This window comes from Saccharophagus sp. K07 (assembly GCF_014336955.1).
Classification (GTDB): Bacteria; Pseudomonadota; Gammaproteobacteria; order Pseudomonadales; family Cellvibrionaceae; genus UBA5868.
The window spans coordinates 297,895-321,879 of record NZ_QRAI01000004.1; the positions used below are offsets into that span (position 1 = coordinate 297,895).

21 protein-coding genes and 1 riboswitch are annotated in these 23,985 nt (G+C 50.6%); of the genes, 17 read left to right on the forward strand and 4 right to left on the reverse strand.

Annotation, left to right across the window (positions count from 1 at the left end):
• Positions 1 to 12 precede the first annotated feature (12 nt).
• Both DWB84_RS13595 and DWB84_RS13600 read right to left on the reverse strand, forming a co-directional pair.
• A complete protein-coding gene (locus DWB84_RS13595; protein WP_187410357.1) occupies positions 13 to 678 on the reverse strand; it encodes a hypothetical protein in 666 nt (221 codons plus the stop codon).
• A 128-nt stretch (positions 679 to 806) separates the two neighbouring features.
• Positions 807 to 2,933, reverse strand: a complete 2,127-nt coding sequence (locus tag DWB84_RS13600; RefSeq protein ID WP_187410358.1) for a hypothetical protein — start codon at positions 2,931 to 2,933, stop codon at positions 807 to 809.
• A gap of 358 nt (positions 2,934 to 3,291) precedes the next feature.
• Between DWB84_RS13600 and DWB84_RS13605 the strand changes: the two genes are divergently transcribed.
• The 14 genes from DWB84_RS13605 (at position 3,292) to DWB84_RS13670 (ending at position 15,051) form a co-directional block, all read left to right on the forward strand.
• Positions 3,292 to 3,849 carry a hypothetical protein gene (locus DWB84_RS13605; RefSeq protein ID WP_187410359.1) on the forward strand — a complete coding sequence of 186 codons (558 nt, stop codon included), beginning with the start codon at positions 3,292 to 3,294 and terminating at the stop codon, positions 3,847 to 3,849.
• Positions 3,846 to 4,490 carry a hypothetical protein gene (locus DWB84_RS13610; protein WP_187410360.1) on the forward strand — a complete coding sequence of 215 codons (645 nt, stop codon included), beginning with the start codon at positions 3,846 to 3,848 and terminating at the stop codon, positions 4,488 to 4,490. The genes DWB84_RS13605 and DWB84_RS13610 overlap by 4 nt, the downstream gene beginning before the upstream one ends.
• 61 nt (positions 4,491 to 4,551) lie before the next feature.
• Positions 4,552 to 4,926 carry a DUF423 domain-containing protein gene (locus DWB84_RS13615; RefSeq protein ID WP_187410361.1) on the forward strand — a complete coding sequence of 125 codons (375 nt, stop codon included), beginning with the start codon at positions 4,552 to 4,554 and terminating at the stop codon, positions 4,924 to 4,926.
• Positions 4,927 to 4,930: 4 nt separating this feature from the next.
• Complete coding sequence (locus DWB84_RS13620; RefSeq protein WP_222868189.1) at positions 4,931 to 5,251, forward strand: cupin domain-containing protein; 321 nt, start codon at positions 4,931 to 4,933, stop codon at positions 5,249 to 5,251.
• Positions 5,252 to 5,297: 46 nt separating this feature from the next.
• Entirely contained in the window at positions 5,298 to 6,095 is a 798-nt protein-coding gene (locus DWB84_RS13625) for a hypothetical protein (protein WP_187410362.1), read from the forward strand.
• A 143-nt stretch (positions 6,096 to 6,238) separates the two neighbouring features.
• Positions 6,239 to 6,625 carry a DUF2251 domain-containing protein gene (locus DWB84_RS13630; RefSeq protein ID WP_187410363.1) on the forward strand — a complete coding sequence of 129 codons (387 nt, stop codon included), beginning with the start codon at positions 6,239 to 6,241 and terminating at the stop codon, positions 6,623 to 6,625.
• 35 nt (positions 6,626 to 6,660) lie between these two features.
• A riboswitch (cobalamin riboswitch) is annotated at positions 6,661 to 6,813 on the forward strand.
• 112 nt (positions 6,814 to 6,925) lie between these two features.
• Positions 6,926 to 8,776, forward strand: a complete 1,851-nt coding sequence (locus tag DWB84_RS13635) for a TonB-dependent siderophore receptor (RefSeq protein ID WP_187410364.1) — start codon at positions 6,926 to 6,928, stop codon at positions 8,774 to 8,776.
• Positions 8,777 to 8,788: 12 nt separating this feature from the next.
• Complete coding sequence (gene cobO, locus DWB84_RS13640) at positions 8,789 to 9,391, forward strand: cob(I)yrinic acid a,c-diamide adenosyltransferase (protein WP_187410365.1); 603 nt, start codon at positions 8,789 to 8,791, stop codon at positions 9,389 to 9,391.
• Positions 9,391 to 10,428: an iron ABC transporter permease gene (locus tag DWB84_RS13645; RefSeq protein ID WP_187410366.1), complete on the forward strand. Its 1,038-nt coding sequence runs from the start codon at positions 9,391 to 9,393 to the stop codon at positions 10,426 to 10,428. Before cobO ends, DWB84_RS13645 begins: the two co-directional genes overlap by 1 nt.
• 3 nt (positions 10,429 to 10,431) lie before the next feature.
• Positions 10,432 to 11,208: a heme ABC transporter ATP-binding protein gene (locus DWB84_RS13650; protein ID WP_187410367.1), complete on the forward strand. Its 777-nt coding sequence runs from the start codon at positions 10,432 to 10,434 to the stop codon at positions 11,206 to 11,208.
• A 109-nt stretch (positions 11,209 to 11,317) separates the two neighbouring features.
• Positions 11,318 to 12,124, forward strand: a complete 807-nt coding sequence (locus DWB84_RS13655) for an adenosylcobinamide-GDP ribazoletransferase (protein ID WP_187410368.1) — start codon at positions 11,318 to 11,320, stop codon at positions 12,122 to 12,124.
• Positions 12,124 to 13,020 carry a cobalamin-binding protein gene (locus DWB84_RS13660; protein WP_187410540.1) on the forward strand — a complete coding sequence of 299 codons (897 nt, stop codon included), beginning with the start codon at positions 12,124 to 12,126 and terminating at the stop codon, positions 13,018 to 13,020. The genes DWB84_RS13655 and DWB84_RS13660 overlap by 1 nt, the downstream gene beginning before the upstream one ends.
• Positions 13,021 to 13,301: 281 nt before the next feature.
• Positions 13,302 to 14,045 (forward strand): cytochrome b, encoded by a 744-nt coding sequence (locus DWB84_RS13665; RefSeq protein WP_187410369.1) that lies wholly within the window; start codon positions 13,302 to 13,304, stop codon positions 14,043 to 14,045.
• A gap of 121 nt (positions 14,046 to 14,166) precedes the next feature.
• Complete coding sequence (locus DWB84_RS13670; RefSeq protein WP_187410370.1) at positions 14,167 to 15,051, forward strand: alpha/beta hydrolase; 885 nt, start codon at positions 14,167 to 14,169, stop codon at positions 15,049 to 15,051.
• Positions 15,052 to 15,088: 37 nt separating this feature from the next.
• On the opposite strand, the gene DWB84_RS13675 is transcribed toward DWB84_RS13670, so the two are convergent.
• On the reverse strand, positions 15,089 to 16,612 hold the full coding sequence (locus tag DWB84_RS13675) for a glycoside hydrolase family 11 protein (protein ID WP_187410371.1): 1,524 nt from the start codon (positions 16,610 to 16,612) through the stop codon (positions 15,089 to 15,091).
• Positions 16,613 to 16,967: 355 nt separating this feature from the next.
• On the reverse strand, positions 16,968 to 19,922 hold the full coding sequence (locus DWB84_RS13680; protein WP_187410372.1) for a PEP/pyruvate-binding domain-containing protein: 2,955 nt from the start codon (positions 19,920 to 19,922) through the stop codon (positions 16,968 to 16,970).
• Positions 19,923 to 20,148: 226 nt separating this feature from the next.
• Between DWB84_RS13680 and DWB84_RS13685 the strand changes: the two genes are divergently transcribed.
• The 3 genes from DWB84_RS13685 (at position 20,149) to DWB84_RS13695 (ending at position 23,978) form a co-directional block, all read left to right on the forward strand.
• Positions 20,149 to 21,030, forward strand: coding sequence for a TIGR02594 family protein (locus tag DWB84_RS13685; RefSeq protein WP_222868190.1), 882 nt, complete (start codon positions 20,149 to 20,151; stop codon positions 21,028 to 21,030).
• A 1-nt stretch (position 21,031) separates the two neighbouring features.
• The gene (locus DWB84_RS13690) at positions 21,032 to 21,526 is read left to right on the forward strand and encodes a hypothetical protein (protein WP_187410373.1); all 495 of its coding nucleotides are present in this window, start codon (positions 21,032 to 21,034) and stop codon (positions 21,524 to 21,526) included.
• Between the two features lie 358 nt (positions 21,527 to 21,884).
• Positions 21,885 to 23,978, forward strand: a complete 2,094-nt coding sequence (locus DWB84_RS13695; RefSeq protein ID WP_187410374.1) for a TonB-dependent receptor domain-containing protein — start codon at positions 21,885 to 21,887, stop codon at positions 23,976 to 23,978.
• Positions 23,979 to 23,985 lie beyond the last annotated feature (7 nt).

Consider the following 23,985-nt stretch of genomic DNA (forward strand, 5'->3'; position numbering starts at 1 on the left):
ATGGGGGAGAGGCTAACGCTGGCGGGAAAACAGATGCGGATTTTTATTAATAAAAGTCTCTATCCATTTCTCCAAAAAAGATGTGCTGCCGACGACTTTTAGATGATAGTAACCATATAAACTGATCACTAAGGCGCCGAGCGTATCCACAATCAGATCGACCATGGTGTCCAACAAGCCCGATGGGTCGTCCAGCATAGGTTTTTGCATATTGGTGCCAAAGAAGGTATCCATGCTGAATTCGAAAATTTCCCACAAGGCGCCGAGACCCACCGCAAATAAAAACGCAAAAAAAGCTACAAACCCTGGTTTTAGGTGCATGCCGATTTTTTCAATTTCGTTGAGCACATGCACCAGCAAAAAGCCGGCGATTCCCAGCAGCAATCCAGACGTCGTGTGCAGTGCAATATCCCACCACCAGAAGCGCGTGTAATAACCGCGCACTTCACCGAGAAACAAGGAAGCAAAAACAAACGCAATGCCCATTAACTGCAATTGCGGCGGAATATGGACACGAAACTGGCGTTCCACGAAATACGGAATAAAGGTTATGCCAATAATCCCGGTGGCTGTAAACGCGGGCAGCCAATTCTGTTGCCAAAGTGCGGCGAGCAATTCCAGGAATAAAATGCCTTGCAGGACGTAACACAAACGGCGGTGTATGGAGAAATTTTTCACGGAATAAACGGCAAATTCACAACCAGGGACTCGGTATCATAACGCAATGCCATGGGGGAGGATATGCAGAGGGATTTTTCCGGTAGGGAAATAATCTGTGCGGCTAGCGCACAGATTATTGGCAGACATTATTTTGTGTTTCGCTTTAAGTTCACCAACAGTGCGCTGGTTAATAGCAAAAATAACCAATCCAAGCTGCCGCCGGAGCTGCCGGGAGATTCTGAACTGGAGCCGGAACTTGAGGCGCTGGAGCTTGAGCTCGACGAGCTGGAACTTGAACTCGAATTCGAACTGGAGCTGGAAGAACTGGAGCTTGAGCTGTTCCAAGTCGAGGGATTTGCCGGGATTAGCAGTGTAAAAGCCTGCTGCCCTGGTACGATAAGAATGGGTTCTTCGTTCTCAGTTGTATATCCTCTGATTAGGTGAATTCGCACCTCTTCATCCGGTTCGTCCACATCTCTCAAAAAGTCATTTACCACGGGAACTTCCAATTCAAGCACATCGCCCGCTGAAACAGGATTGAATCTCCGGGTAAAGATTCGTTGCTCGATTCCGACGTCCTCCATAAGCGCTGTTGGTGAAATGAGTTCCACCTGAAATATCAGAGTGATCGGCACATCCGGGTTGGCAGGAGAAAAAACAAGGGGAATTTTTGCGGTGGTTCCTTCTCTGGCCTGCACAAACGTCAGTCCAAAGCCAACGTCATAACGTGCGCCGACTTCGATAGTCACTGGCTCGCTCGCATTGCCCGCGCGGTCGATAGCGACCAATCGCACGGTATAGTCGCCAAGAGGCAGGGAAGTGGGTTGCGAGGCAGGTTGCTCCACTATTTGACCCGCATAGTAAATTTTATAAGTCACATTGCCGTCGGCATCGACCAAATCGCCATCGTCAATGGTGATCATGCCAGCCGCTGCCAGTGTGCTGAATAATTTGTCGGGGGCGGTTTCCACGCGAGCAGGCGCCAGCAGAATTTGTGGCGGTTGTTGATCATCAACAAAATCATCCAGAACCAGTCCGGACGCCGCCTGACATTCCGCATCACAATCAGGATTCCAGCGATCCGGTTTGCCGTCGCCATCGATATCAATTGCCGCTGCAGGATTATTGGGGAATGCATCCAGATAGAGTCCACCGTCGACGCGGCACAGTAAATCGCAGGCCGGATCTATAGTGTCAAGGTAACCATCGCCATCGGAATCGAGAGACGCCATTGGATGGAAAGGAAAGGCGTCTTCCGAATTGATGACACCATCGCCGTCGGCGTCGTCATCGTCTTCATCCAAAAGACCATCGCCATCGCTGTCGCGAAAAATACGGCCGTTTAATACCAATCCAGGCAATTGATATCCGTGGCCAAAATCCCAGAAGGGCGTGCCGTCGGTATCTGTTTCTTCTCCCCAATTTCTATAGAGATTCACAGGGCACGCCGGGTCGCCGACAAAACGGGGGCACATCAGTTCTGCGAGTGTGTTGCCGCCAGTAGAAGGCCCTCCCGGACTCGGAACGAAATGACTATTGATCAAGACCGAACCATCATTTGTGAGCGGAATCGGAGCAAACGTATTCCGGATGTAGCCTAAACTCAGTCCGCCGATAATCCCGCCAACCGGTTCACGCCCCTCCCAGTTTAAGAAACGCGGTCTTACGGTGGAAAACAGATTGCTTGAGTCATGACCGAAAAAATAACCTGCAATGCCGCCAGCTCCGTAGAAACGTCCCTCAAGCTGGCCAGTGCTGAAAACTGCCTCCAATATTGTATTTTCTGCACGGGCCACCACCATCCCCGCCAAAGGGCCACGCACAAGGGACAGCTTGCCTGTAATTCCGGTGCGACGAATGGTGGCTCCGTTTGCGAAACCAAATAAACCTGCATAATCTCCGTCAGGGCGATTCACATACAGGTTGCGAATGACATAACCATTGCCCTCAAAAAAACCGCGGAAGTTGATCGGCTCCCAGCCTAAGCCGTTATTCCAGTAGGTATCGGCTGCGTCTATGACCCCATCCTGGTTGGTATCAAAATCCAGATCCGCCGTCAGCTCGACGCCGCGGCAACCGTCAGCCGGACAGCCCGCATTGCTGCCGTAGAGCGTCTTGCCCGTAGAGTCGTTGCGCAGCTCGTTGAGGTCGGCCAGGTCATTGATTTCGATCAGACCGTTATCGTCGATGTCGTAATCCTCACGCCCTCCAGCTGACCAGGCGGGGAAAGCGGCTGTGGTTAAAGCCAATAGGAGAGATAGATGCTTGAGCATAGCGTCCCTTTTCTGCGTTATTGGAATCCCGCCAATCTAACCCGTCGGTACAGACGAGGCATTGATCCAATTGGCAATTCATCCCAAAAAAACTCGCATGGCGCGGGGATATTTCGTAAAAGGATAAGTGTTGTTATTGATTAGAGCGATAAGTTTGGGTTTATTCGAGGTGATATCCAGATGCTGGCCTGGCTGCTCGTTTTCGGTTGAGAGCTGATGATGCTTGTGTGTGCTGCAAATAAACAGCTAATCTCGCTCTTTGAGGGGACTAGGAGAATGGAAATAAGGAAATGTGTCACCATGGGGGTTATCAATGAGGAACAATTGGATTTGGGATATTAATGGCAGGAAATAATCTATGAACTCAGATTTGGCGAAAGTGTACATATGGGCTACATCAGACACCAACCCCGGTCATGTTTCATTGGAATTAGATGGTGCATATATCAGCTATTGGCCGATTGGCGAAGACTCTGAATTAAAAAATCAGGTTGTAAATCCTCCTGGCAAAGGAAACCTGAAAGATTTTAAGTATGGGGTTAGTCATAGTGTCACTTTTTCATCCAGCTACAAGGTAGATCGTCGACTGGAGCGCAAAGAGGCGGATTATATATTGACCCTCCAAGGACTATATGTTCAGCAGATGCGAGCGCAGTGGGAAGATTTTAAGAAAAATCCTAAACGCTACAACATGAAAAGTCATAATTGCTCCACAGTAGTTGCTTCCTTTTTGGAGGTTGGATCTGGTATTCCGTATGGGAAGACGCCTTGTATAAAAATAAATAGTTATGTAGATGATCCGATGCGCAGATTTTTCTATAAATTGCGGTTCCTCGGGCATTCCATAAATATGTGGCCCCCAAATGATGTGCATTTATATGTGCTACAGATCAAATCGTCCAAGGGGTTTTCATGAAAAGTAAACTGGTGTATTCCAACCTCTATGATTTTAGGCTTTGGGGGTTGGATAAATTGCATCCCTTTGATGCAAAAAAATTCAGTCGGGCGTGGGCTAGTCTGCAAGCTGCAATTCCCAATTTGAATGATTATGTGTTGACACCAGAAGCGCCTGTGACGGATGAGACCTTGAGGTTGGCCCACACGGCTGGTTATTTGGAAACATTGAAGACTTCGTCCGCAATTGCGAATGTGATTGAGGTGAAAGTGGCTAGGCTGCTACCTAGCAAAATACTCATCAGCAATCTTCTAGATCCCATTCGGCTTGCTACGCAAGGGACATTGCTTGCAGCGGAATATGCGGTAAAAAACCAAGCCTTAGTGATGAATTTGGGTGGCGGATTTCACCATGCATTTGCGGATCATGGAGAGGGGTTTTGCTTTTTTGCCGATGCCGCGCTCGCTATAAAAAAACTTCGTCATGATTTGTCGCTTACTTCCAGTGACTTGGTGGCTATGATCGATCTGGATGCCCACAGGGGTAATGGATTCGAATCATTCTTTGCTGGGGATGAGCATGTGGCAATTTTTGATATGTACAACTTCCAGGTTTATCCAGGGATGCATCGCAGTCTTTTAGCTTGTGCGCAGAAAGGTTAGATAAATCGCACTTCTTATTATTCCACGCGGTGAATAACAATAGGTTAATGAGCAAAAATCTATGAAAGCAAATTATTTTCTTTTGGCAGCGTCGCTGAATGGTTTTTTGGCGGTGGCGCTGGGGGCGTTTGGAGCTCACGGGTTGAAGGCTAGGTTGTCGGAGCATTATTTGAGTGTCTGGCAAACGGCGGTGCAGTATCAGTTTTATCATGCGCTCGCCTTAGGTTTGATCGCGTTATTTTTGCAGCGGGCGGTGGCTAATTCTTGGTTGAATGCGTCTGGTTATTTGATGCTGGTTGGCATTGTGTTTTTTTCCGGTAGTTTGTACTGGCTGACGCTGGGTGGACCGCGTTGGTTGGGGCCTGTTACACCCATTGGTGGAGTTTGTTTCTTGATAGGCTGGATTCTTTTAGCGATCGGTGCGTTGCGGCAATAAGGTTATGAAGCCAATCAATATTCTGCAGTCATTGCCGCAAAATCTCGAAGCGGAAGTATTTGAAGATATTATCCGCTCTGACAGTGTCAGAATCGAACGCATTATTTCCAAAGGCCACACGTCGCCGGAATGTGGGTGGTACGACCAGGAGGAACACGAGTGGGTGCTGGTATTGGAAGGTAAAGCATCCCTCGAATTTGAAGGTGGGAAAATCTGCGATTTAGGTCCTGGCGATTACCTCAATATTCCCGCGCACACCAAACACAAGGTGATCTGGACGGATCCGGATAGGCCGACGGTTTGGTTGGCCGTGTTTTATCTTTAGAAACGGTCTGAAAATACCTCTTAAATTCGCTGTAGCGGTGATCTGATTGTTGTTGCTGAAAATTTCCCTTGTGTCGATTGTGGTCGGTTTGATTGCCATCAGTGGCCGTTTTTGGGGAGCGCAGGTTGCGGGTTTATTGTCGGGATTGCCGGTGATCGGCGGGCCGATTTTATGGTTTATCTATCAAGAGCAGGGTGTGGAATTTGCGCGCAGCACGGCGGCAGCCACTATCGGCGGTTTGGCCGCGCTCTCATCATTTTGTTTTGCCTATTCCTGGATTTGCCGGCGATGCGGCTGGATGCTGGCCTATGGGTTATGCTGCGTGATATTTCTGTTGATTGCTTTTTTTACCCGCTTTTTGGAAATATCCCTTGATCTCAATCTGCATCAAATAACCTGGCTGACATTAGCAGTAGTATTAATCCAATTGATGCTATTTCCTGTTTTGAGTAAACAATCCTTATCGGCCCCGGCAGATACCGCAGAAATTATTTTTCGGATGGCTTTTGCGTTTTTATTGGTGCTTGGCATAACGAAATTTGCCGAAATTCTCGGACCTGTCTACAGCGGAATTTTGACGGTATTTCCCATTGCCGGCTCGGCAATCGCCGTTTTTTCACACCGCAACCACTCAGCTGCGCATGCAGCGCAGTCGTTAAAATCCATGATGTTTGGCTTGCTTAGTATGCTGGCCTTTTTTTATGTGCTTGCTTTCAGCAATGCAAGTTTTACGGTCTCATTATCCATCGCTATTGGCGCTGCACTGCTTGTGCAGGCTCTCGTTATGTTGATTCGTCGCGTTTCGCTGAATAATTTTTGCCAATCGAAGTCTGCTAATCCTTGAAACCAATACTAAAATTCTTGTGTCCATAACATGCGGACACTGGTTGTACAGCCTCGTGTTATTCTGCGCAATCCTATTCCGCTTATGCTCAGAAGCGTTTCACTGTGTATTAGCAAGCGCCCTTCAACCGCCGGTGAACCTCAATGCCAAATAAAATCGAAATCACTGCCGAGGCACATTATCGCCCGGGCGCCAAAGTTCGTTTAAACGTTGACAGAAGCAACGTGAAAGCCATGTTTCTGGATAGCGGAACGCGATCGAGCCTTACGGTAATGGAAAATACCGGCGGCAATTATCAGGAGTTGGACTCCATATTCTATTCCCTGGCTGATGAGCATATTCCTTTGGAAGACGGTAAAGCACTTGTGCAAATTGCCTGGGCCAAGCAGGGTTGCCGGGTGTTATTGCTGATCAATCATCAACCCTTGGCGGTATTCGATTTTAAATCCCGCACTGGTTATTCTCGGTTGGAAGCCAAATGGGCTCAGCATCCCCAGCAGTGGCGGGATGACGTTTTGGAAGCCTTTTGATACGTCAGGATTTGACATCCGCCGCCTGCTCGCCCAATATCCGCCCCGCTTCAGGTCCCTGAGCGGCTTTTGCTGTTCAGGGTGAAATGGGAAGTTTGGTGCAAAACCAACGCTGCCCCCGCAACGGTAAATAGTCAGCCTCAAGAGGCCCTACAAGCCCGACACCAGCCTGCTGCACGTTCGTCAATGGAGCGGAGGGCTACCATTCCGGGCTGATTGTCTGACGTCTGCGTACCTGTCCTTTCATCCCCGAGATGCCTCCCTCAATGGCTTATCAGTAACAGCTTTTGAGGATATGCAATGAAATACCTTTCTCTGCCGCCTTTTTTCGGAGGTGCATTATTTTTGGCCGCTGCGCCACATTTGGCCGCGCAACCGAAATTGGAAGAAGTTGTGGTGATCGCTTCGCGCGTGGAAACACCGTTGCGCGAAGTCGGTGCGAGTGTTGCCGTCGTTGATCTGCAGGAAATTGAATTGCGCGGTTATCCGACAGTCGCGCAATTATTGCGTTCGCAAGCGGGAATTTCCGTCAGCAATTCCGGCGGCGCAGGAAAACAAACGGCGCTGCGGATTCGCGGCGAAGAAGGTTTCCGCACGCTGGTATTAATTGACGGCGTGGAAGTATCAGACCCAACCGCGCCGCAAGTGGGGCCTTTGGTGGAAAATCTCACCGCCGGCAGCGAAATTGAACGCATCGAAGTTCTGCGCGGACCGCAAGGCTTTATTTACGGCGCGGATGCGGGCGGTGTGATCCAGGTCGTGACGCGCCGAGCGCAGGAAGGTTTGCAAGGGCAGATCAGCGTTGAAGGCGGCCGCTACGGATCGCAAAAAACCAATGCGTTTATCGCTGGCGGCAATGCAAAATTTGATGCGTTTTTATCGGCATCCGATTGGAATACCGACGGTTTTAACTCCGCCGTAGAAGACACCACTTTCGATAAAGACGGTTATTCCAATACTACCTTGCACGGAAAATTCGGTTGGACTCCCGTGCAGGATATGCGTGTGCAATTGGTGGTGCGCGATATAGATGCAGAAAACCAACACGATATCTGTTACGACGCACAATTCCAACGAATTCACGACTGCACCAGCGAGCTGCAGCAAACCACGGCGAAATTGTCCCTGGATCACACGGTAGGCAATATTGCCCATCATCTGGCTTTCGCCCACACGTCGGTCGCGCGCGATAATTTCAGCCGCGATATTTTGTCCTACGGCACTAAAGGTGCGTTGAAAAAAGTGGAATATGTAGGACAGGTCAAAGCGAGTGATGCCATATCGGTCGTATTCGGTGGTGATACCGAAATGGAGCGGATTGATGTGGTGGATGGTGATGACTTGAGTCGCTATCAACTCGGCTTATTCGGTGAATTTCAATTCGGTTTTGCTGAACGCATTTTCTTCACCGGCGGTTTGCGCTATGACGAAAACGAGGATTTTGGTGAGCATCTCAGCGCGCGTGTGACTTCAGCTTATATTCTGCCGACCGATAGCGAAGGTTCGTTGAAATTGCGCGCCAGTGCCGGCAATGGTTTCCGCGCGCCGAGTCTTTATGAAGTGACGCTCAACCGCGACGCTCCCGTGGACATGGAGGAGTTGCAAGAGGAATCCAGCAGCGGCTACGACCTGGGTATAGAGTACTACCGCAACAACGGTTTAAGCGTACAGTTGACCTGGTTTGAACAGAGTATCGAAGATGAAATTATCTACGATATGAAAAATTGGACCGGTTATTTACAAGCGCAGGGCCGCAGTCATTCCAAAGGTGCTGAGGTGCAACTGTCGGTGCCGTTTGCTAATTGGGCACAACTCGACGCGGTATTTACCCGCAATTTAACGCAAACCGCCGACGATCTGCCGCGTGTGCGTCGTCCGGGGAAAATGGGCAATATCGCGCTCTATTTGTATCCTGTAAGCGATTTGGTATTGCTTGTCAGCAACCGCTGGGAAAGCGACGCCGTGGAAGACACCAGCGGAACGCCGCTGGAGCGTTTTCAAGTCCTGGATTTAAGCGCGACTTATCAACTGCGGGAAAATTGGGAAATTTTTGCCCGTGTGGAAAATGCTTTGGATGAGCAATATCAAGAAGTGCTGGGCTATAACACCTCGCGCCGCGCAGGCTATGTGGGCACCCGTTTTTCCTTTTAATCTGGAAATTTTATGACCGACAAAAACCAAAAACATAAAACCGCCATGGAAAAACAAAAAGCCAAGGTGGATGCGCGCATTGCGCAAGCGAGTGACGAGCGCGGCGTTGCGGTGTTGCTCACAGGCAATGGCAAGGGCAAATCCAGCTCGGCGTTCGGCATGGTTTTGCGCGCGCTCGGTTATGGGCAAAAAGTCGGTGTGGTGCAATTTATCAAGGGGCAGCAATTGTCGGGCGAGGAAATTTTTATCCGCGACCATCTGCCCCAGGTGGCGTTTTATCAAATGGGAACGGGTTTTACCTGGGACACGCAGGATCGCACGGCGGATATAGCCGCAGCGGAAAAAACCTGGGCTTATGCGGAATATCTGCTGCGCGATCCGTCGTTCAATCTGGTGGTGCTCGACGAACTCACTTATATGCTCGCCTATGAGTATCTTGATGAAGCCAGAGTGATTCGGGCCATCACGCAGCGTCCTTATGAGCAAAGTGTGGTGGTCACTGGCCGGGGTGGCGGCGCTGCTCTGCGCGATATTATGGATACAGTGTCGGAAGTCAAAGACATCAAACACGCCTTTAATTCCGGCATTAAAGCGCGCAAAGGAGTGGATTATTGATGCGCCGACCTTTTCATGATTTATCCCGATCGTGGCCTTATGTGCTGGGCGCGTCGCTGATTTTTTTATTGGCGGTGATGGGTATTTCTCTCGGTTTTGGCGCGGTGACATTCCGCGCGCAGGATTTATGGGCGTGGGTTTCCGGTTCCGCTGATGCGCAAACACAATTGATCCTCAACCACCTGCGCCTGCCGCGCACATTATTGGCGGCGCTGGTCGGTGCGCTTTTGGCGATTTGCGGCACCGCCACCCAAGGGTTGTTTCGCAATTCCCTGGCGGATCCGTCGTTGATTGGCGTCAGCGCGGGCGCGGCGGCGGGGGCGGGCGGCGTTATCGTATTTCTCAACCACGTGCAGTGGAATTTATGGGGACTTTCGCTGGTATCGCTCGGCGCATTTGCCAGCGGTTTGCTGGTGGTGTGGTTTGTTTATCGTTTGGCGAGCGGCGTTACCGGCACATCCGTCACCACTATGTTGTTGGCGGGAATCGCCTTTACTTTTCTCGCCGGTGCATTGACCGGTTTGCTGGAATTTATCGCCGACAACGACATGCTGCGGCGAATCAGTTTATGGCGCATGGGCGGACTGGAAGGCGCAGAGGCAACGCGCATTGCTTTAATGGCGGTAATTACGGCCATTATTTTGTCGATTTTGCTGCGCCAGCGGCGCGCACTCAATGCGTTGCTGCTCGGTGAATCCGAAGCGCGTTATTTGGGGATCGACGTACAGAAATTACAGCGCACGGTCATTATTTGTGTCGCCTTGGGCATGGGCGTATGTGTCGCCGTTGCGGGCACTATTTCGTTTATCGGACTGGTGGTGCCGCATATGGTGCGCATGCTGACCGGGCCGGATCACCGCTATGTGCTGCCGCTCAGCGCGGTCACGGGCGCAATCCTGCTGGTGGTGGCCGATGCCTTTGCGCGCACGGTGATGGCCCCGACGGAATTGCCAGTGGGACTGGTGACCGCTTTTATCGGCGCGCCCGTGTTTATCTCCCTGCTGCGCCAGCGCGGTTATGCCGGCATAGGAGCCTGAGTGATGGCGATTCTTGAGGTACGCAATCTCGATGTAGCGGTGGCAGGCGCAAAGCTGCTGCACCAGGTGAGCTTTTCACTGGCGGCCGGGGAGGTGGCAGCGGTGATAGGTCCTAATGGCGCGGGCAAGACAACGCTCCTGCGCGCCGTGGCGGGCGATATACCGGCGAGCAGTGGTGACCTGATGGTCTGTGGCCGAACTCATCAACAATGGCCGCTGTTGGACAAGGCGCGCCAGCTGGCGGTATTGCCGCAGACCAGCATCCTCAACTTCCCCTTTACCGTGGCCGAGGTGGTGGCCCTGGGGCGCAATCCTCACAGCACCGGCAGTGCGGTGGACGAGCAAATTGTTGCTGAAGCCCTGGCGGCGCTGGATATTGCCCATCTGCGCGACCGTCTCTATCCGCAGCTCTCCGGTGGGGAAAAACAGCGCACACAACTGGCCCGCGTGATGGCGCAGATCTGGCGGGCGGAGGACGCGCAAGAGCGCCTGCTGATTCTCGACGAGCCAACGGCGTCCCTCGACCTAGGCCACCAGCAACAACTGATGCAGCGCATTCGGCAAATGGCCGCATCCGGAATAGCTGTGTTGATGGTGCTGCACGATTTAAATCTGGCCCTCGGCTTTGCCGATCGCTTGCTGGCATTGCATCAAGGTAAGTTGGTGGCCAATGGTCCTTGTGCAGCCGTGCTCACCTCAGAGCTTTTACACCAGCTTTACGGCGCTTATGCGGCAGTGGTGAGGCATCCTCTCGATGGGCGGTCGGTGGTGATTTTGTGACTTTGCGCGACAGTCCGCGCCTTTTCCGGTCGTCCCCTTCGCTGGCCTCTGCCCGTGTATGAATGTTTGACGTACCCTATGCACCCCTTTCGTCGGTGGCGGTTACATCATGATTCCAGAGACCAAATCGCATTACACAGGCACCCCTGGATGGGCCAGAAGGACGATCGTCTTTAACTGGCAGGCGTTGATGACGGCATTTTCCCTGCTGACCCGGCTTGGGCGTTGGTCATCGCAGCCGCCCGCGCCGGAGGTGCAAAGCCGCGCAGCCCTGTTTTATCCCTTGATCGGCGCCGTGATCGGTGGCTTGCTGGTGGTGCTGTATGTGGTGATGCCTGACAAAATCGGCGTCACTGTGCAGGCGACCATGTTGGTTGGCCTCTGGGTCTGGTTGACCGGCGCCATGCACTTGGCCGATCTGGCCAAATCGGCAGATGCCTTAAGCACTGGTGACTCGTCCTCCATCGCCGATATTTTGCGCGACCCGCGCCTCAGTGCCTGGGGTGTCACAGCATTGGTGATGGTCCTGCTGCTCAAGCTGGCGCTTTTGCGTACGATTCTGGAAATTGGTGCATCCTACTGGGCGCTGCTGGCGGCGCCGATTGGCGCGCGTCTGCTGGTGTTGATTTACATCATGATCACGCCGCGCGCCTCTATCGATACTGATTCCAATGATCTCGACTTACGCCCCTATCAGCCCATAGTGATAGGTCTGGCATTAATCGCGCTGGTAGCCTCCGTGTGGGTGATGGGCCGCCTCGCCGGCACCGCGTTGGTGGTCAGCTTGGCCCTTTGGGTGGTGCACTGGCAGCACCGCTGGTCGCGTGCCGTCGGGGGCTATACCAATAGCAGCCTGGGCGCGTTGATCGAAGTAGCGGAAGTAGTAATTTTGTTCCTGGTGGTTTTAACGTGGTGATGGTCATTGTCAGGACCATTGCAGCTGCACTTTTGCTGGCGCTTGCCGTAATAAGTCACGCGGAAGTTTCCGTTACGGATTACCTCGGCCGCCAAGTGACTTTGGCAAAACCCGCCCAACGTGTCATAGCCCTCGCGCCTCATATTGTCGAAAACCTATATTCCGCAGGCGCAGGGGAGACCCTGGTCGGCGCGGTGGAGTATTGCGATTATCCGCCCGAGGCCAAAAAAATTCCGCGCGTCGGTGCTATCAGTGCTTATAGCCTGGAAGCCATAGTCGCCGCCAAACCGGATTTAATAGTGTTGTGGCATTCCGGTTTGGGTGCGCGCTCCCTGGCGAAGTTTCTCGAATTAGGGTTGACCGTCTACGCCGACGATCCCAAAACTCTCGACGATATTCCACGCTCCATTCGCGACTTCGGCGTTCTCACCGGTCGCCACGAGCACGCCGAATCCGTCGCTGCCGAGTTCGAGCGCCGCCAGCAACAGTTGCGCACTACCTACGGCGGGCAGACGACCTTGAGTGTGCTGTATCAGGTTTGGCATCAGCCGCTGCAAACGGTCAATGGCGACCATGTGATCAGCGATTTGATTCGCCTGTGCGGAGGTGTCAACGCGTTTGCCGATGCCGCTACCATAGCGCCGAAAATCAGTATCGAGTCTGTGATTGCGCGCAATCCGGACGTCATTCTCGCCAGCGGAATTGCTGAAGAAAGACCGGCGTGGCTGGACGACTGGAACAAATATCCCCATCTTGCCGCCGTGAAAAATCATCATATTTATTCCGTCCCGCCGGATCTAATTCAACGGCATACCCCGCGAATTTTGGAGGGGGCGCACCGAGTGTGTGAGCTTCTCGCAGGCGCGCGACAGATGGCGCCTAAAACATCTTTGTGACTTTGGCTGCCGGAATTCAATCACACATGTTCATATTTTGTGCGGTTCTTCTTGTTTTAAGCATTTGATTGAGCAATGGGGTCCCCAAATGCGCTATACCGGTGGTGACGTGCGGGATAATGCGCGGCCTGTCGATCAGGAGAACGGTGCTCTTGATTTTGTGACGCATGCCCTTCTTTGCGTCGGTATATTCGCGTAGAAGGTAAATTTTGCGTGGTTTGCAGAGAATAAAGCCGTGGAGCGGCAGCATTACAGTCAGCTAAACGGTGGGTAAAGAAGTCATGAAAGAAAAAGAAGGTATTCGCTTCGGTCGCATTTCCATCATCAATCACTGGGTCAACGCCATTATTTTTCTGAGCGTATTGGGCCTGGGGTTTTTCCTCGATTACATCGGCGACGGTCGAGCCATGCGCGGCCCCTGGATGGAAGCGCATAAAGCCGGCGGCGTGTTGTTGCTGATTCTGGCTTTGTGGCGTGTCAGCTGGCGCTTTTACAACGGTTTCCCGAAAGATGTAGCGCCTATGCCGTCCTGGCAAAAAATGTCGGCCAAATTGGTGCACTGGATGCTGCTGTTCGCCATTATCGCCATGCCTGTGTCCGGCATTTTGCTGAGCCTGTACAGCGAGCGCGGTATCAACGTCTTCGGTCTGTTTACCATTGCTCCACAAGCGGAAAACGCTTTGATCAGCGGTCTTGCCTCTCTGGTGCACGAGTCTTTGGCTTATCTGGTCAGCGGCGCTTTGCTGTTGCATGTTGGCGCTGTGCTGAAACACCATCTGATCGATAAAGACGAAACTCTGAAGCGCATGCTGAACAGCAAGTTTGTCAGCTACACGCCATTCCATGAGGCGCGTCAACAACAGGAAAATCAGGTGCAGCCCAAGATTCATGTGGTTGCTGCCAATAGTGAACCCAAGCCTACTGCTCCTAAGGTTCCTGTTACAGCCATAGCCCAGTTGTCCGCCAAAACGGTTCCGACTGCCAAAAAAGCGCCGACTCCGCGCCCCAAAGAAAAAGCAATCTAATTTCCATGGCGGCCTCGACCGGAGGCCGCTCTTATATGCCTTCCCAATCCTTTTGTCTTTGAGAGATCCCTTGCAGCCATCTATGCTTTCCTCGTCTTTTTCCAAGATGAGTGGATAGCCCATGATAAGAATTATTTCCCTTTTCCTTTTGCTGGTTGTAGGTGCAGTCAGTTTTTCCGCTTATGCAGCGGATTCATTGAGACACTTTGTTCTCGACAACACCAAAATTATTCCAATTAAATCCAAACATACTGGCCGGGATCACGAGATCATTATCGTTTTCCCGGCCAGTTACGGCAGTGACCCGAATAAAACCTATCCGGTGTTTTATTATCTCGATGCTTATTGGGACACGCCTTTGTTGGTGTCCACTTATGGCAACCTGATTTACGACAACGAAGTGCCGGAATTTCTGATGGTGGGCTTGTCCTACCCGCAAGGCAAAAATTACGGCGAGGAGCGAAGAATTGATTACACCGTAACCCCGCAGGAAGGTGTTCCTTCAGGTGGAGCAGATAAATTCCTCGCTTTTATTCAAACTGAAGTTGCTCCCCTGATCGAAGCGCAATATCGCGGCGAAAAAACCGGGCGGATTTTAGGCGGCGTGTCTCTGGGCGGATTATTTACCTTGACGGCTGCCTATCGCAGTCCGGAATTTTTCTCCGGTTATATCGCCATCAGCCCGGCAGCGGGTTGGGATAACGAAGTTCTATTCAAAATTGATGAAGCCTACAGAAAGCAAAACAAAAGCTTAAAGGCCCGTATGTTTATTTCCCATGGCACCAAAGAATATGCACCTTTCCGTAAGCCGATAGAAAAATTCCAGAAACATTTGAGCAAACGCAAATATAAAGGATTGGAATTGCAGAATTACGTGATGAAAGATCTGGATCACGTCAGTGTAAAAGGCGACGGCTATGTGCGCGGTTTGATATGGGTATGGAAACCGCAAAAACCGAGCGGGCCTGCGGGCTTGGAGCGGGAGATGAATCCCAAGGCAAAATAACTTTGAATAAGAGGGCCGTTAGGCCCTCTTATTAATCCTAATTACACACCACTCCGCCATCCCCATACTGGTCGCCGCAGGTATCACGCCCTATACAGCTGCGATTATTTTCCCAGCCCCAGCCTCCATTCGTACTTTCGCAAAGCGCATAACGGCTGCCATACCAGTTGCACTCGCAATTACCGCCACCATTGTTGTTATTGACTGGCGGATTATTGTTTCCATTGCCAACATTACCGTTATTATCGTTGCCGTTATTGCCGTTATTGCCGTTATTGCCGTTATTGCCGTTATTGCCGTTATTGCCGTTATTGCCGTTGCTGGGGTTGTTGCCTGGATTTTCACTGGGCGCATTGCCGCTATTGCAATTGCCACTAAAACAATCGCCTGTGCCGCCAAAGCCAATGACACCATTACAATGCATAGTGTCGGAATAAGAACCACCGCCGCACTCACCATCGTAGGTTGAAGTGTTGTATTCCATTTCTTCCGCTTGACGGGTTTCGCCGTTGACAAAAACGTAATCCAAAATAACGTCGCGATCGTCGCCGTCGTTATCGAACTCCACTTGTATATCGCCAACCGCACTACCGCTATAGGTGTAATTGGCGAAATCACTGGTCAATGTCCAGTCTTGTACGACAGTGTCGCCAATACGCAGATTAATATGCTCGCCCCCAGCTACACCGCGTGCGCGCACTGTAATGGGAGTGCTAGAGGGTGTTCCGCTATTGCTATTGCCTCCGTTGTTGCCATTACCTCCTCCATTATTATTGCTGCCGTTATTTCCGCCGCTATTATTGCCGCCGTTATTGTTACTGCCGTTATTACCTCCATTGTTATTGCCTCCGTTGTTGTTATTTCCGCCATTATTGTTACCTCCAGCAGAACCTTCGCTAACGGTAATATCCGAGCTTCCGCTGCTTTGATAACCTTCCGTCGCCATCACCATATAATCGTGGGTGCCTAAATTCAGGCCGGCGCGCTGCCATGCGTCAAAATGATTGCCCGTGGTAATGGTGCCGCTGATGCTGCCAAAACCTTTTTTCGGTTCGCGCACGCTGAAATATTGATAAAAGGTCTGTGTGCCTTCGATGGATGGTTGCTGAATGCGCTGACAGCGAACAAGGCTGTAGGTAGCGCCGTCGCTCTGGAATGTGCCGAATGTTTGCCGCCCTGTGGTGCAGGAAGAGGGATTATAGGAGCCGTAGCTTTCGATTACGTAATATTCAATAAGTGGATTTCTTGTCCAGCCATATAAAGCGAGATAGGAATTTTGCGAATTATCGACATTATAACTGCCGGAATAATTCACTATTTTGCGCCCGCCGGGATTCCAGCCCTTACCGCCAACCCAGTTATTGATATTGCTCCATTGCGAGGTATAACGTCCGCCTTCGCGCAAGCCAAACGTGACATTGCCGGTATCTTTCCAAAATGAGTAATAAAAGCCGTTATGAGTTCCGGTAGAGTTTTCCGTTAAATCCTGGGCTTGAACGGTTAATACAGTTGCAAGAAAAATAGCGCCGGAAGCAATGGATTTTGACAAGGATATTTGCATGAGGATTTCCTATTGGTGAGACAGAATAAAGCCATAGCAGCACCAGGTGGCGCTGAAAATTCGGCTTCATCCAATATGTAGAATCTTGAGAGTGCTTTGATTGCAAAAATTGCGCGGAGTGATGCTAACAGTTGGGAGAATTAATCCAATGAGAAATTCAGAAAAATATAAACAAGTTCACTAATTAAAATTAAACAGGTGTTGTGTTATTTTTTGATCAGGTTCCGGTCGATATGTTATTGATTTCGGAAAATTCTCTTTCTTGTCGCGATTAATGTCTCGCTTCGAGTTGATGATATTTGCCATGAGGAGAAAAAGAACAAATAAAAAAGGGGCCTTTCGGCCCCCGGGGAGTTTATATCTCCCGACAATCATTCGGAACATCCAGGTTAGGCATTTTATAGGGGCGAGCTTGCTTGATGATCAGTTGCCGCTCAGGTCCGTGAAATTTGAATTCGCTTTCCATGGTAAACCAGCGATTTTCTTTGCGTGGATCGAGCAATTGGCGGAAATGGATTTGAATGGCGCTCATGGAGCAGGCAAGAGTGCTCACTTCTGTTGGTGCAATAACGCGTTGATCCGTCAGGCTGCTATAGCTCTGATAAGTCAAGGTTGGCGTACGCGGCGGCCATTGATAGATCAACTGTTCAGTCATGACACCTGGAGCGGGATTTGTGACGCTGGCTTCGCCTGCCTGACTATTGAAGAAATATTGATCGGTGCGTGTGGGATCAAAAATATTCCGTGCGACGGCGACGCCGTTGGCACGTTCATTTGGAAACGCGTAGTGGACCAGAATCGCCATGGCAACGGCGGATTGATCGACATTGGAATTGATGCGTTCTTCCACCGCGCGCAAATTCCACAAACTTGCCCAAACAGTGCGAATGGCGCCATCAATGGGTTTATCTCTTTTATCCAATTCCGCACTAATGGATTCGTACAGTCCTGCGCCGTTGAATTTTTCCAAGTCTTCAGTATTGCTACTGCTGCGAAAGCGCACGGATTTATTGCCAAATCTCGTGCTGACCCAAGTGCTCACTTCATTAAGCAGGGTAGGATCTACTGGATGTTGCAATAGCATTTGTCGGAGTGACTGCAATGCAAGCTTGCGATATTCCAGGTTTTCGTAAAATAAATCTTCCGCTAATAGTTCATCCAGAAATTCCTGCGCGCCACTTGCCTGCATATGCTGAAGATAATGCGCCATAGGAATGGCAAAAGCTTTTTCCGGAACAGCAAAAGCCGCGCTTTCTGCACAAGCGGAATTAAAGGGATTGACCCGATACAGTTCCGCCAATTGCGCTGCTTTGGCGCCAATGGTGGGCAAATCGTCGATAGTGGCATTTTGCAGATCGATTAAAGCAGTGGTTTGGCGGTCCAAACGCGGCACCAATATCTCACCGCCATTTTGTTGCGCATCCCAAAATTCCTGTGCTTCATCTAAAGTGGCTGCGCGAATGTCATATCCGCCTTCGTTCACTTCCAGGCGCACGAGTTTGCCGAGCAGGGTAACAAATTGCGGCAGTTTGTTGGCATTGGGCAGCGCCATATTAGGCGTGTTACGACTTTGGCTGAGAATATTTACGTGTGCCAGTGGTGTTTGAAACGCTTCAGTAATAAGGCCGCCGACAAAATCTATATCGTTGGGCACATCGTCGGTAATCACAATCACACGCTTTCCAAGCAATGCATCAGGTAAATCATCGGTGGGAATGTAGGTAAGCGTTCCATAGGCAACACCCGGGGTCATTCCTTGATACACCACATTCGCGTAAGGTGCTTTAGGGCCGACGATAGGGAGTGTTCCTTCTATCGTACGCGCGCGCGTGACCTGAGATGCATCCTGTGGGCGCAGCGACCACAAAAAGGGATCGGGCGTCAGTGCAGTCGTTATATAAAAAGCATCGCGCATTTGCACAGCGGTGATCGCATCGCCAAAGGTGAATTCCACGTTGTGCAGTTTGGCATTGGCATGGTGCGTCAATGTGCCGAGATGATAACGACGGGTCAGGTTGTTGGAATAATTCTGGATGGAAAAACGTGACCACCCTATGTTGAAAATATTGTTTTCCTCTTCGTTGCAGCGATTTAACGGAGGCTGCATATCAATAATTTCGCGCACAAAGGTGTAATGCAAAGGCCATTCCCGCGAACTGAGAAAATGCACGGCATTTTGATTGTTCAGGTCAATAACAAATTTTACTGATTGCTCATTGCTCAAGCCGCTTCCCTGGGCGAGAAAACTGAAATCACTTGGAGTGTAAATTCCGCGTGTGCGATTGCCGATTTCGCGACTTGGTGTTTCTTGGCAAGCGTCTTCATTGCCGGATGTCGGATTCTCGCAAAAACGCAGACGAAAAGGATGTGTCGAACGGCGGGTCAGGCTGCGACCTTCCGGCCAATGCATAAAAGGCACAATATCCGTGGGTTGCTGCGTTTGCCGATTAAACAAAACAGCCACGCCTTCATTAAAGGCTTGCTGTACGATCGGAATGATTAATGTTTCGGTAATGTCCACTGAAAATACTTCGCCTGGAGATAGGTTCACATTCGGCAAATCCAGCGTGTTGGTGGAGTTATATGGAGGCAGTCCGTCGGTTGGAGGATAGGCTGCAAGCGCCAGCCGATAATTCCCCAGATTTAATACTTCATCGGAAAAATTTTTGAATTCAATAAACTGGGCCGGAAGAATTGCCAATTCGTTGATGCCAATTTCAACCGGTGCCAACGAAGGCCATTGTGAGGAAGGAAAGTCGGCGAAACGAATATCGTCCTCAAGCGGCGACACAGTGTTGGGCCCGCATTGCTGACCATTGGATTTTCCCGGTGTGGCGTAACGGCAAATGGCGAATGTTCCTGTGCCGGAGGGAAAGCGACTGTAAGACTGGTTTGTGGCGAGAGCGGGGATATCTACTTGCTGATAAATCTCCCCCTTTGCATTTCTTAGGGAAACACGATCTCCTGAAGCGCTTAATTTGAACGGCAAATGTTTAGGGCCGCGCTCCGGATCGTCGGAAGCCCATAACTGAATAAAAGCGCCTGGTGCTAATTCCAAATCCGGTAAAATAATAAACTCACTGCCGGCGTCCGCTATGGCGTAATTGCGCAGCTGAATGGTTTCAGAACCTATATTGACGAGTTCGATCAGGTCTTCCGGCTGCCCGGTTTCATCGACGCTCGCTCCGTCATTAGATGAAACCACCTCATTGATCACCAATGTATCCGGGGTGTCGGTTTTGTCTGGCTCGTTACACGCGGTAAGCAGGGCTAACAGGCAGCCGCTGAAGGCAATTTTGCTTAAATTCATAGGGCGCTCCTTCACCGGAAGGTTCCGGCATCAAACCATTCGGGACGGGGTGAACCTATAACAGCATGGGAGGAATATACAGCAGAGCGCAGTGAGAAATTGTAAAGCTGGTCAACACTTCGCAAGACACTGGACGGGTGGCGCGCATATCGCTTGTTCGCTCAGCCGCCCGGTGCTAGCGTGCGAGGTAAGCCTCAGATAGGGAAGCAAAAAAGGAGAAAGTGCTATGGCCGATTTCACATTTAATGGGTATCGAATCGATTTGAGAGGAGGAGGTAGCTACGCTGCCAATCTGACAGGTATTCACAACAATGCTTACCTGAACGAGGGAGACTACCACGTAGCACCATCGGATACGCCGTTCCGGTTTCCCACGGATGTACCCGGACCTCGCCAAACCGTCTGCCAGCCCCTCAGGCAAACGCTCGATCAGTCCAATCTGTTTATCATGCGTCCCACCAACCTGTTGTACTCTCCGCTGATTTATCAATCCTACCTTTACGATTTTCACCCCACGCCGGTTCTGGGCATTCAGGTGGAGCAAGGTTTCTTTTATTGTCTCGAGCGTTCGCAGTTATTCAGTAGAGCCAGAGAATATTCCTTACAGATTCGTTACGCGGCACCGTGGATGAAAACGGCGCTGCAGGAGTTGGGACAGAGAGAAGTCGCCGGTAGCGCAGAAAATCCGCGAATCCTGGAATATTTTCAGTCGTCAAGATTTTGGGGAACGGACGATAGCGGCGCAGCCAACGCCTGGTGTGCGTCGTTTGTGTCCTGGGTGATGGAGCAGCACGGATACGCGCCACCGGCAAACGCATTTCGCGCGCGGGCCTGGGAAAATTTTGGCGCAGCCATAAGCGAGCCTGTATACGGAGCAATAGGTGTAAAAAGCCGCATAGGAGGTGGTCATGTTGCTTTCGTAGTAGGTAAAAGCTCTGATGATCAATATCTTTATATGCTTGGCGGCAATCAGTCGGATGAAGTGAACATAAGCCGTTATCCAAAAAATGTATGGAATAAATTTGTAGTTCCGTCAGGCTATGACGCTACGCTCGATTCATTGCCGATTTACAACAAAACCGCTTCCAGCGCGGGCCGGGAAGATTGATATGACATTTTTGCATCCACATAAAATCGCGCATTTGATTTTGTGTGCCTTGTTATTGACAGCCTGTGATCATTCCAACTCGGAGAGTGTCCCTGAGTTTCAGTCGGAAATGGAGAATTTTTTAACCTATGGAATTCAGAATACGCCCTACGCGGCTTTGATCCGCAATATCAGCTCAAGTGTTGAATCGCTACCCGATGACGATACATCAGACGACTTTGCATTGGTGCGTTGGAGCTTTACAGCGGAAGTGCTGGAAACCTATCGAGGTCCCTCGGATAAAACCATTCATTACACTGTAGATGCAGAAAAAGGCGAGGCTCCGAATTTTGGTGACGGACCTTTTATCATTTTGTTGTGTGAGTCGAAAGATGGTTACTACTGGCCGGGTATTGGTTTCAATTTTCCAACAGGTGAGCGTCAGGAAAAAATTGCCCGCTCATTGGGAAAAAAGGTGGATAAAAAGCAGAGGACATTTGTTGAGTGCGGTGAGTAAGGTCAGCACTGCTTTAGAGTTGCAGATCTAAGATGAGTTTGCATCTGATTTGATCTGGCAGCACCGATTTAAAATTGGTGCTGCCAGGTCAATCTGGTTTATTGCATTTATTTTGTGTCCCTGTTAGGCAGTTAACACTAAATTTTCTCTAGCAGATAGCCGCGTCAGAAAATCCCCTCTATGTGAAAAGTGCTGGAGTGAAAACCTCACTGGTTCTGTCTGCGCAACCTTTACTTGATTCAGTGCAAAACTCTGAACGTTAGTCTGAGTTTTAATTGATGACAATGATTCTTATTTGTATAGTGTGCCGCCGATTATCCGGATGAGCCGGACTCTTATCTAAATCAAGGAGTACCAGATGCCACGCCCCTCTTTCCCGAGCTTTTTGTCCCGCCCTCTGACTCTTGCCATTGCGGCTGCAGGCCTCGCTATTGCACAGACTGGTTCGGCTGAAGAATCCCCCAGATTGCCCACGATTAATGTGGTTGGTCAGACTGAAGGTGATGCGGCACGTCAACCTGGTGCGGTGGCCATAGTCACGACCGAGGAGCTGGAACTCAAACAACCTCGTTCCACCGAAGAAGCTCTGCGAGCAGTGCCTGGGGTCGCCATCAAGGGTGAAGAAGAAAGTGCCATAGTGGTGAATATAGGTATTCGCGGCTTGAGCTCGGCGGATTACAAAACGCTTGTATTAGAGGATGGCGTGCCGGTTGCTCCGGGCCTTTTTGTAGGTAACGCCCGCTATTACAACCCGCGCATTCAGCGCATGGAAAGTATCGAAGTGCTCAAGGGCGCCGCCTCTTTACGCTATGGCCCCAGCACTATTGGCGGTGTAGTGAATTACATTACTAAACAGCCTGAGGACGGCGTTGAAATCAGTCTGCGTGTGGGCTCCTGGAATAGCCGCGAGGCCACTGTAGAGGTGGGCGCGACTTCCGCTTCGCAGGATGCCAAATTCGGAGCTGTAATCACCCGCGCCAGCAGCGATGGTTTTATGGATAAGGATTACGACATGACGGACGTGATGCTCAAAACGGGTATGGCCATAGGTGACAACCAGTGGTTGAGCATCAAATACACCGATTATCAGAACGACGCCAATATTTCTTATCGCGGTCTGTTTTTACAGGAGTACAAAGACGGCAAGCGCTATAACCCTGCACCGGATGATTATTTCCTGACAGGGCGTCGCTCCCTTGATCTCAATCACGAATGGGAAATCAGCGAAACCGCCAAGCTCAATACTTTGATTTATGGCAGTGAAATATTCCGCGATTACTGGCGCTACAGCACTGATAACGCTGCTTCAGCAGAGGCGGGCCGCTGGATATACACAGATAATCTAGCCGGTAACAACCGCAGTTTTGAGCGCTTTGGTGTTGAGAGCCGGCTCCAGTTGCAACATGGATTCTTCGGCGTGGCCAGTGAAGCTGAATTGGGCTTGCGTTATATGGACGAAGAAATGCTGGATCAGAATGTCGCCGCAACTCGCGCCACTCCGCGCACCGGCACTCTCAACACCGATCGGATCGACTCAGCTGAAAGTATCGCTTTTTACGCGCAGAATCGTTTTCTGCTGACCAATAAATTGGCGATTACCGCAGGCTTGCGCGCTGAACGCTACGAGCAAGAGCGTCTTGATAAACGCATTCCCAACAACCAGACCAACAATGCAGATACCAGCAATACGGAATGGCTGCCGGGTGTGGGAGCGACTTATCAAATTAATTCCGGATTGCAGATATTTGCCAGCGCTTATAAAGCCTTTTCTCCGGCACTTAACGCGGATGCTCTGACAGGCCTGGAAGATCAGAAATTGGATGCGGAACGCTCAGTCAATATTGAAGCCGGTTTGAGAGGTAACACTGGTCGGTTCAATTATGAAGCTACCATTTTCCGCATGGATTTTGACAACCAAATTATCCCAGCCAACAGCAACAGCGATTTTCAACGCACCAATGGCGGCAAAACGCTGCACCAGGGGGTGGAAGGTGCTTTGGCGGTTGATTTGGGCGCGGGTTTTGTTTTGAAATCCAATGTTACTTATATCGCCGATGCCGAATTTAATGGCGACCGCCTGGACGCCAATGGCAACATCACAACGCCTGACGGTAACCGCGTAACCTACACGCCGGAATGGATTGCAAACCTCGCCCTGGAATATTCTGTGGGCAATTTGCGTAGCTCGCTCAATGTGCATCACACCAGCAAGCAATATACGGATGTGCTCAACACCAAAGAAATTGCGGAAAATACCAGTGGCTTTTTTACTGGCCAAATTGACAGCTACACCATTGTGGATCTGAATTTTGTGTATGACATCAACAAACAATTCAGCCTCAGCGGCAGCGTGAAAAATCTGGCGGACGAAGACTATATCGCCAGTTTGCGCCAGGGAATTTATGTGGGGCCAGAGCGTAGTGTAGATTTTGGAGTGCGTTATCGTTTTTAAGTGTTGA

What these genes read in the sequence shown, in the direction of transcription:
- DWB84_RS13600 (WP_187410358.1), bottom strand. Translation starts at nt 2,933, where the DNA reads ATGCTCAAGCATCTATCTCTCCTATTGGCTTTAACCACAGCCGCTTTC.
- DWB84_RS13630 (WP_187410363.1), top strand. Translation starts at nt 6,239, where the DNA reads ATGCCAAATAAAATCGAAATCACTGCCGAGGCACATTATCGCCCGGGC.
- DWB84_RS13690 (WP_187410373.1), top strand. Translation starts at nt 21,032, where the DNA reads ATGACATTTTTGCATCCACATAAAATCGCGCATTTGATTTTGTGTGCC.
- DWB84_RS13605 (WP_187410359.1), top strand. Translation starts at nt 3,292, where the DNA reads ATGAACTCAGATTTGGCGAAAGTGTACATATGGGCTACATCAGACACC.
- DWB84_RS13670 (WP_187410370.1), top strand. Translation starts at nt 14,167, where the DNA reads ATGATAAGAATTATTTCCCTTTTCCTTTTGCTGGTTGTAGGTGCAGTC.
- DWB84_RS13615 (WP_187410361.1), top strand. Translation starts at nt 4,552, where the DNA reads ATGAAAGCAAATTATTTTCTTTTGGCAGCGTCGCTGAATGGTTTTTTG.
- cobO (WP_187410365.1), top strand. Translation starts at nt 8,789, where the DNA reads ATGACCGACAAAAACCAAAAACATAAAACCGCCATGGAAAAACAAAAA.
- DWB84_RS13655 (WP_187410368.1), top strand. Translation starts at nt 11,318, where the DNA reads ATGATTCCAGAGACCAAATCGCATTACACAGGCACCCCTGGATGGGCC.
- DWB84_RS13695 (WP_187410374.1), top strand. Translation starts at nt 21,885, where the DNA reads ATGCCACGCCCCTCTTTCCCGAGCTTTTTGTCCCGCCCTCTGACTCTT.
- DWB84_RS13665 (WP_187410369.1), top strand. Translation starts at nt 13,302, where the DNA reads ATGAAAGAAAAAGAAGGTATTCGCTTCGGTCGCATTTCCATCATCAAT.
- DWB84_RS13680 (WP_187410372.1), bottom strand. Translation starts at nt 19,922, where the DNA reads ATGAATTTAAGCAAAATTGCCTTCAGCGGCTGCCTGTTAGCCCTGCTT.
- DWB84_RS13610 (WP_187410360.1), top strand. Translation starts at nt 3,846, where the DNA reads ATGAAAAGTAAACTGGTGTATTCCAACCTCTATGATTTTAGGCTTTGG.
- DWB84_RS13660 (WP_187410540.1), top strand. Translation starts at nt 12,124, where the DNA reads ATGGTCATTGTCAGGACCATTGCAGCTGCACTTTTGCTGGCGCTTGCC.
- DWB84_RS13635 (WP_187410364.1), top strand. Translation starts at nt 6,926, where the DNA reads ATGAAATACCTTTCTCTGCCGCCTTTTTTCGGAGGTGCATTATTTTTG.
- DWB84_RS13685 (WP_222868190.1), top strand. Translation starts at nt 20,149, where the DNA reads ATGGCCGATTTCACATTTAATGGGTATCGAATCGATTTGAGAGGAGGA.
- DWB84_RS13650 (WP_187410367.1), top strand. Translation starts at nt 10,432, where the DNA reads ATGGCGATTCTTGAGGTACGCAATCTCGATGTAGCGGTGGCAGGCGCA.
- DWB84_RS13620 (WP_222868189.1), top strand. Translation starts at nt 4,931, where the DNA reads ATGAAGCCAATCAATATTCTGCAGTCATTGCCGCAAAATCTCGAAGCG.
- DWB84_RS13645 (WP_187410366.1), top strand. Translation starts at nt 9,391, where the DNA reads ATGCGCCGACCTTTTCATGATTTATCCCGATCGTGGCCTTATGTGCTG.
- DWB84_RS13675 (WP_187410371.1), bottom strand. Translation starts at nt 16,612, where the DNA reads ATGCAAATATCCTTGTCAAAATCCATTGCTTCCGGCGCTATTTTTCTT.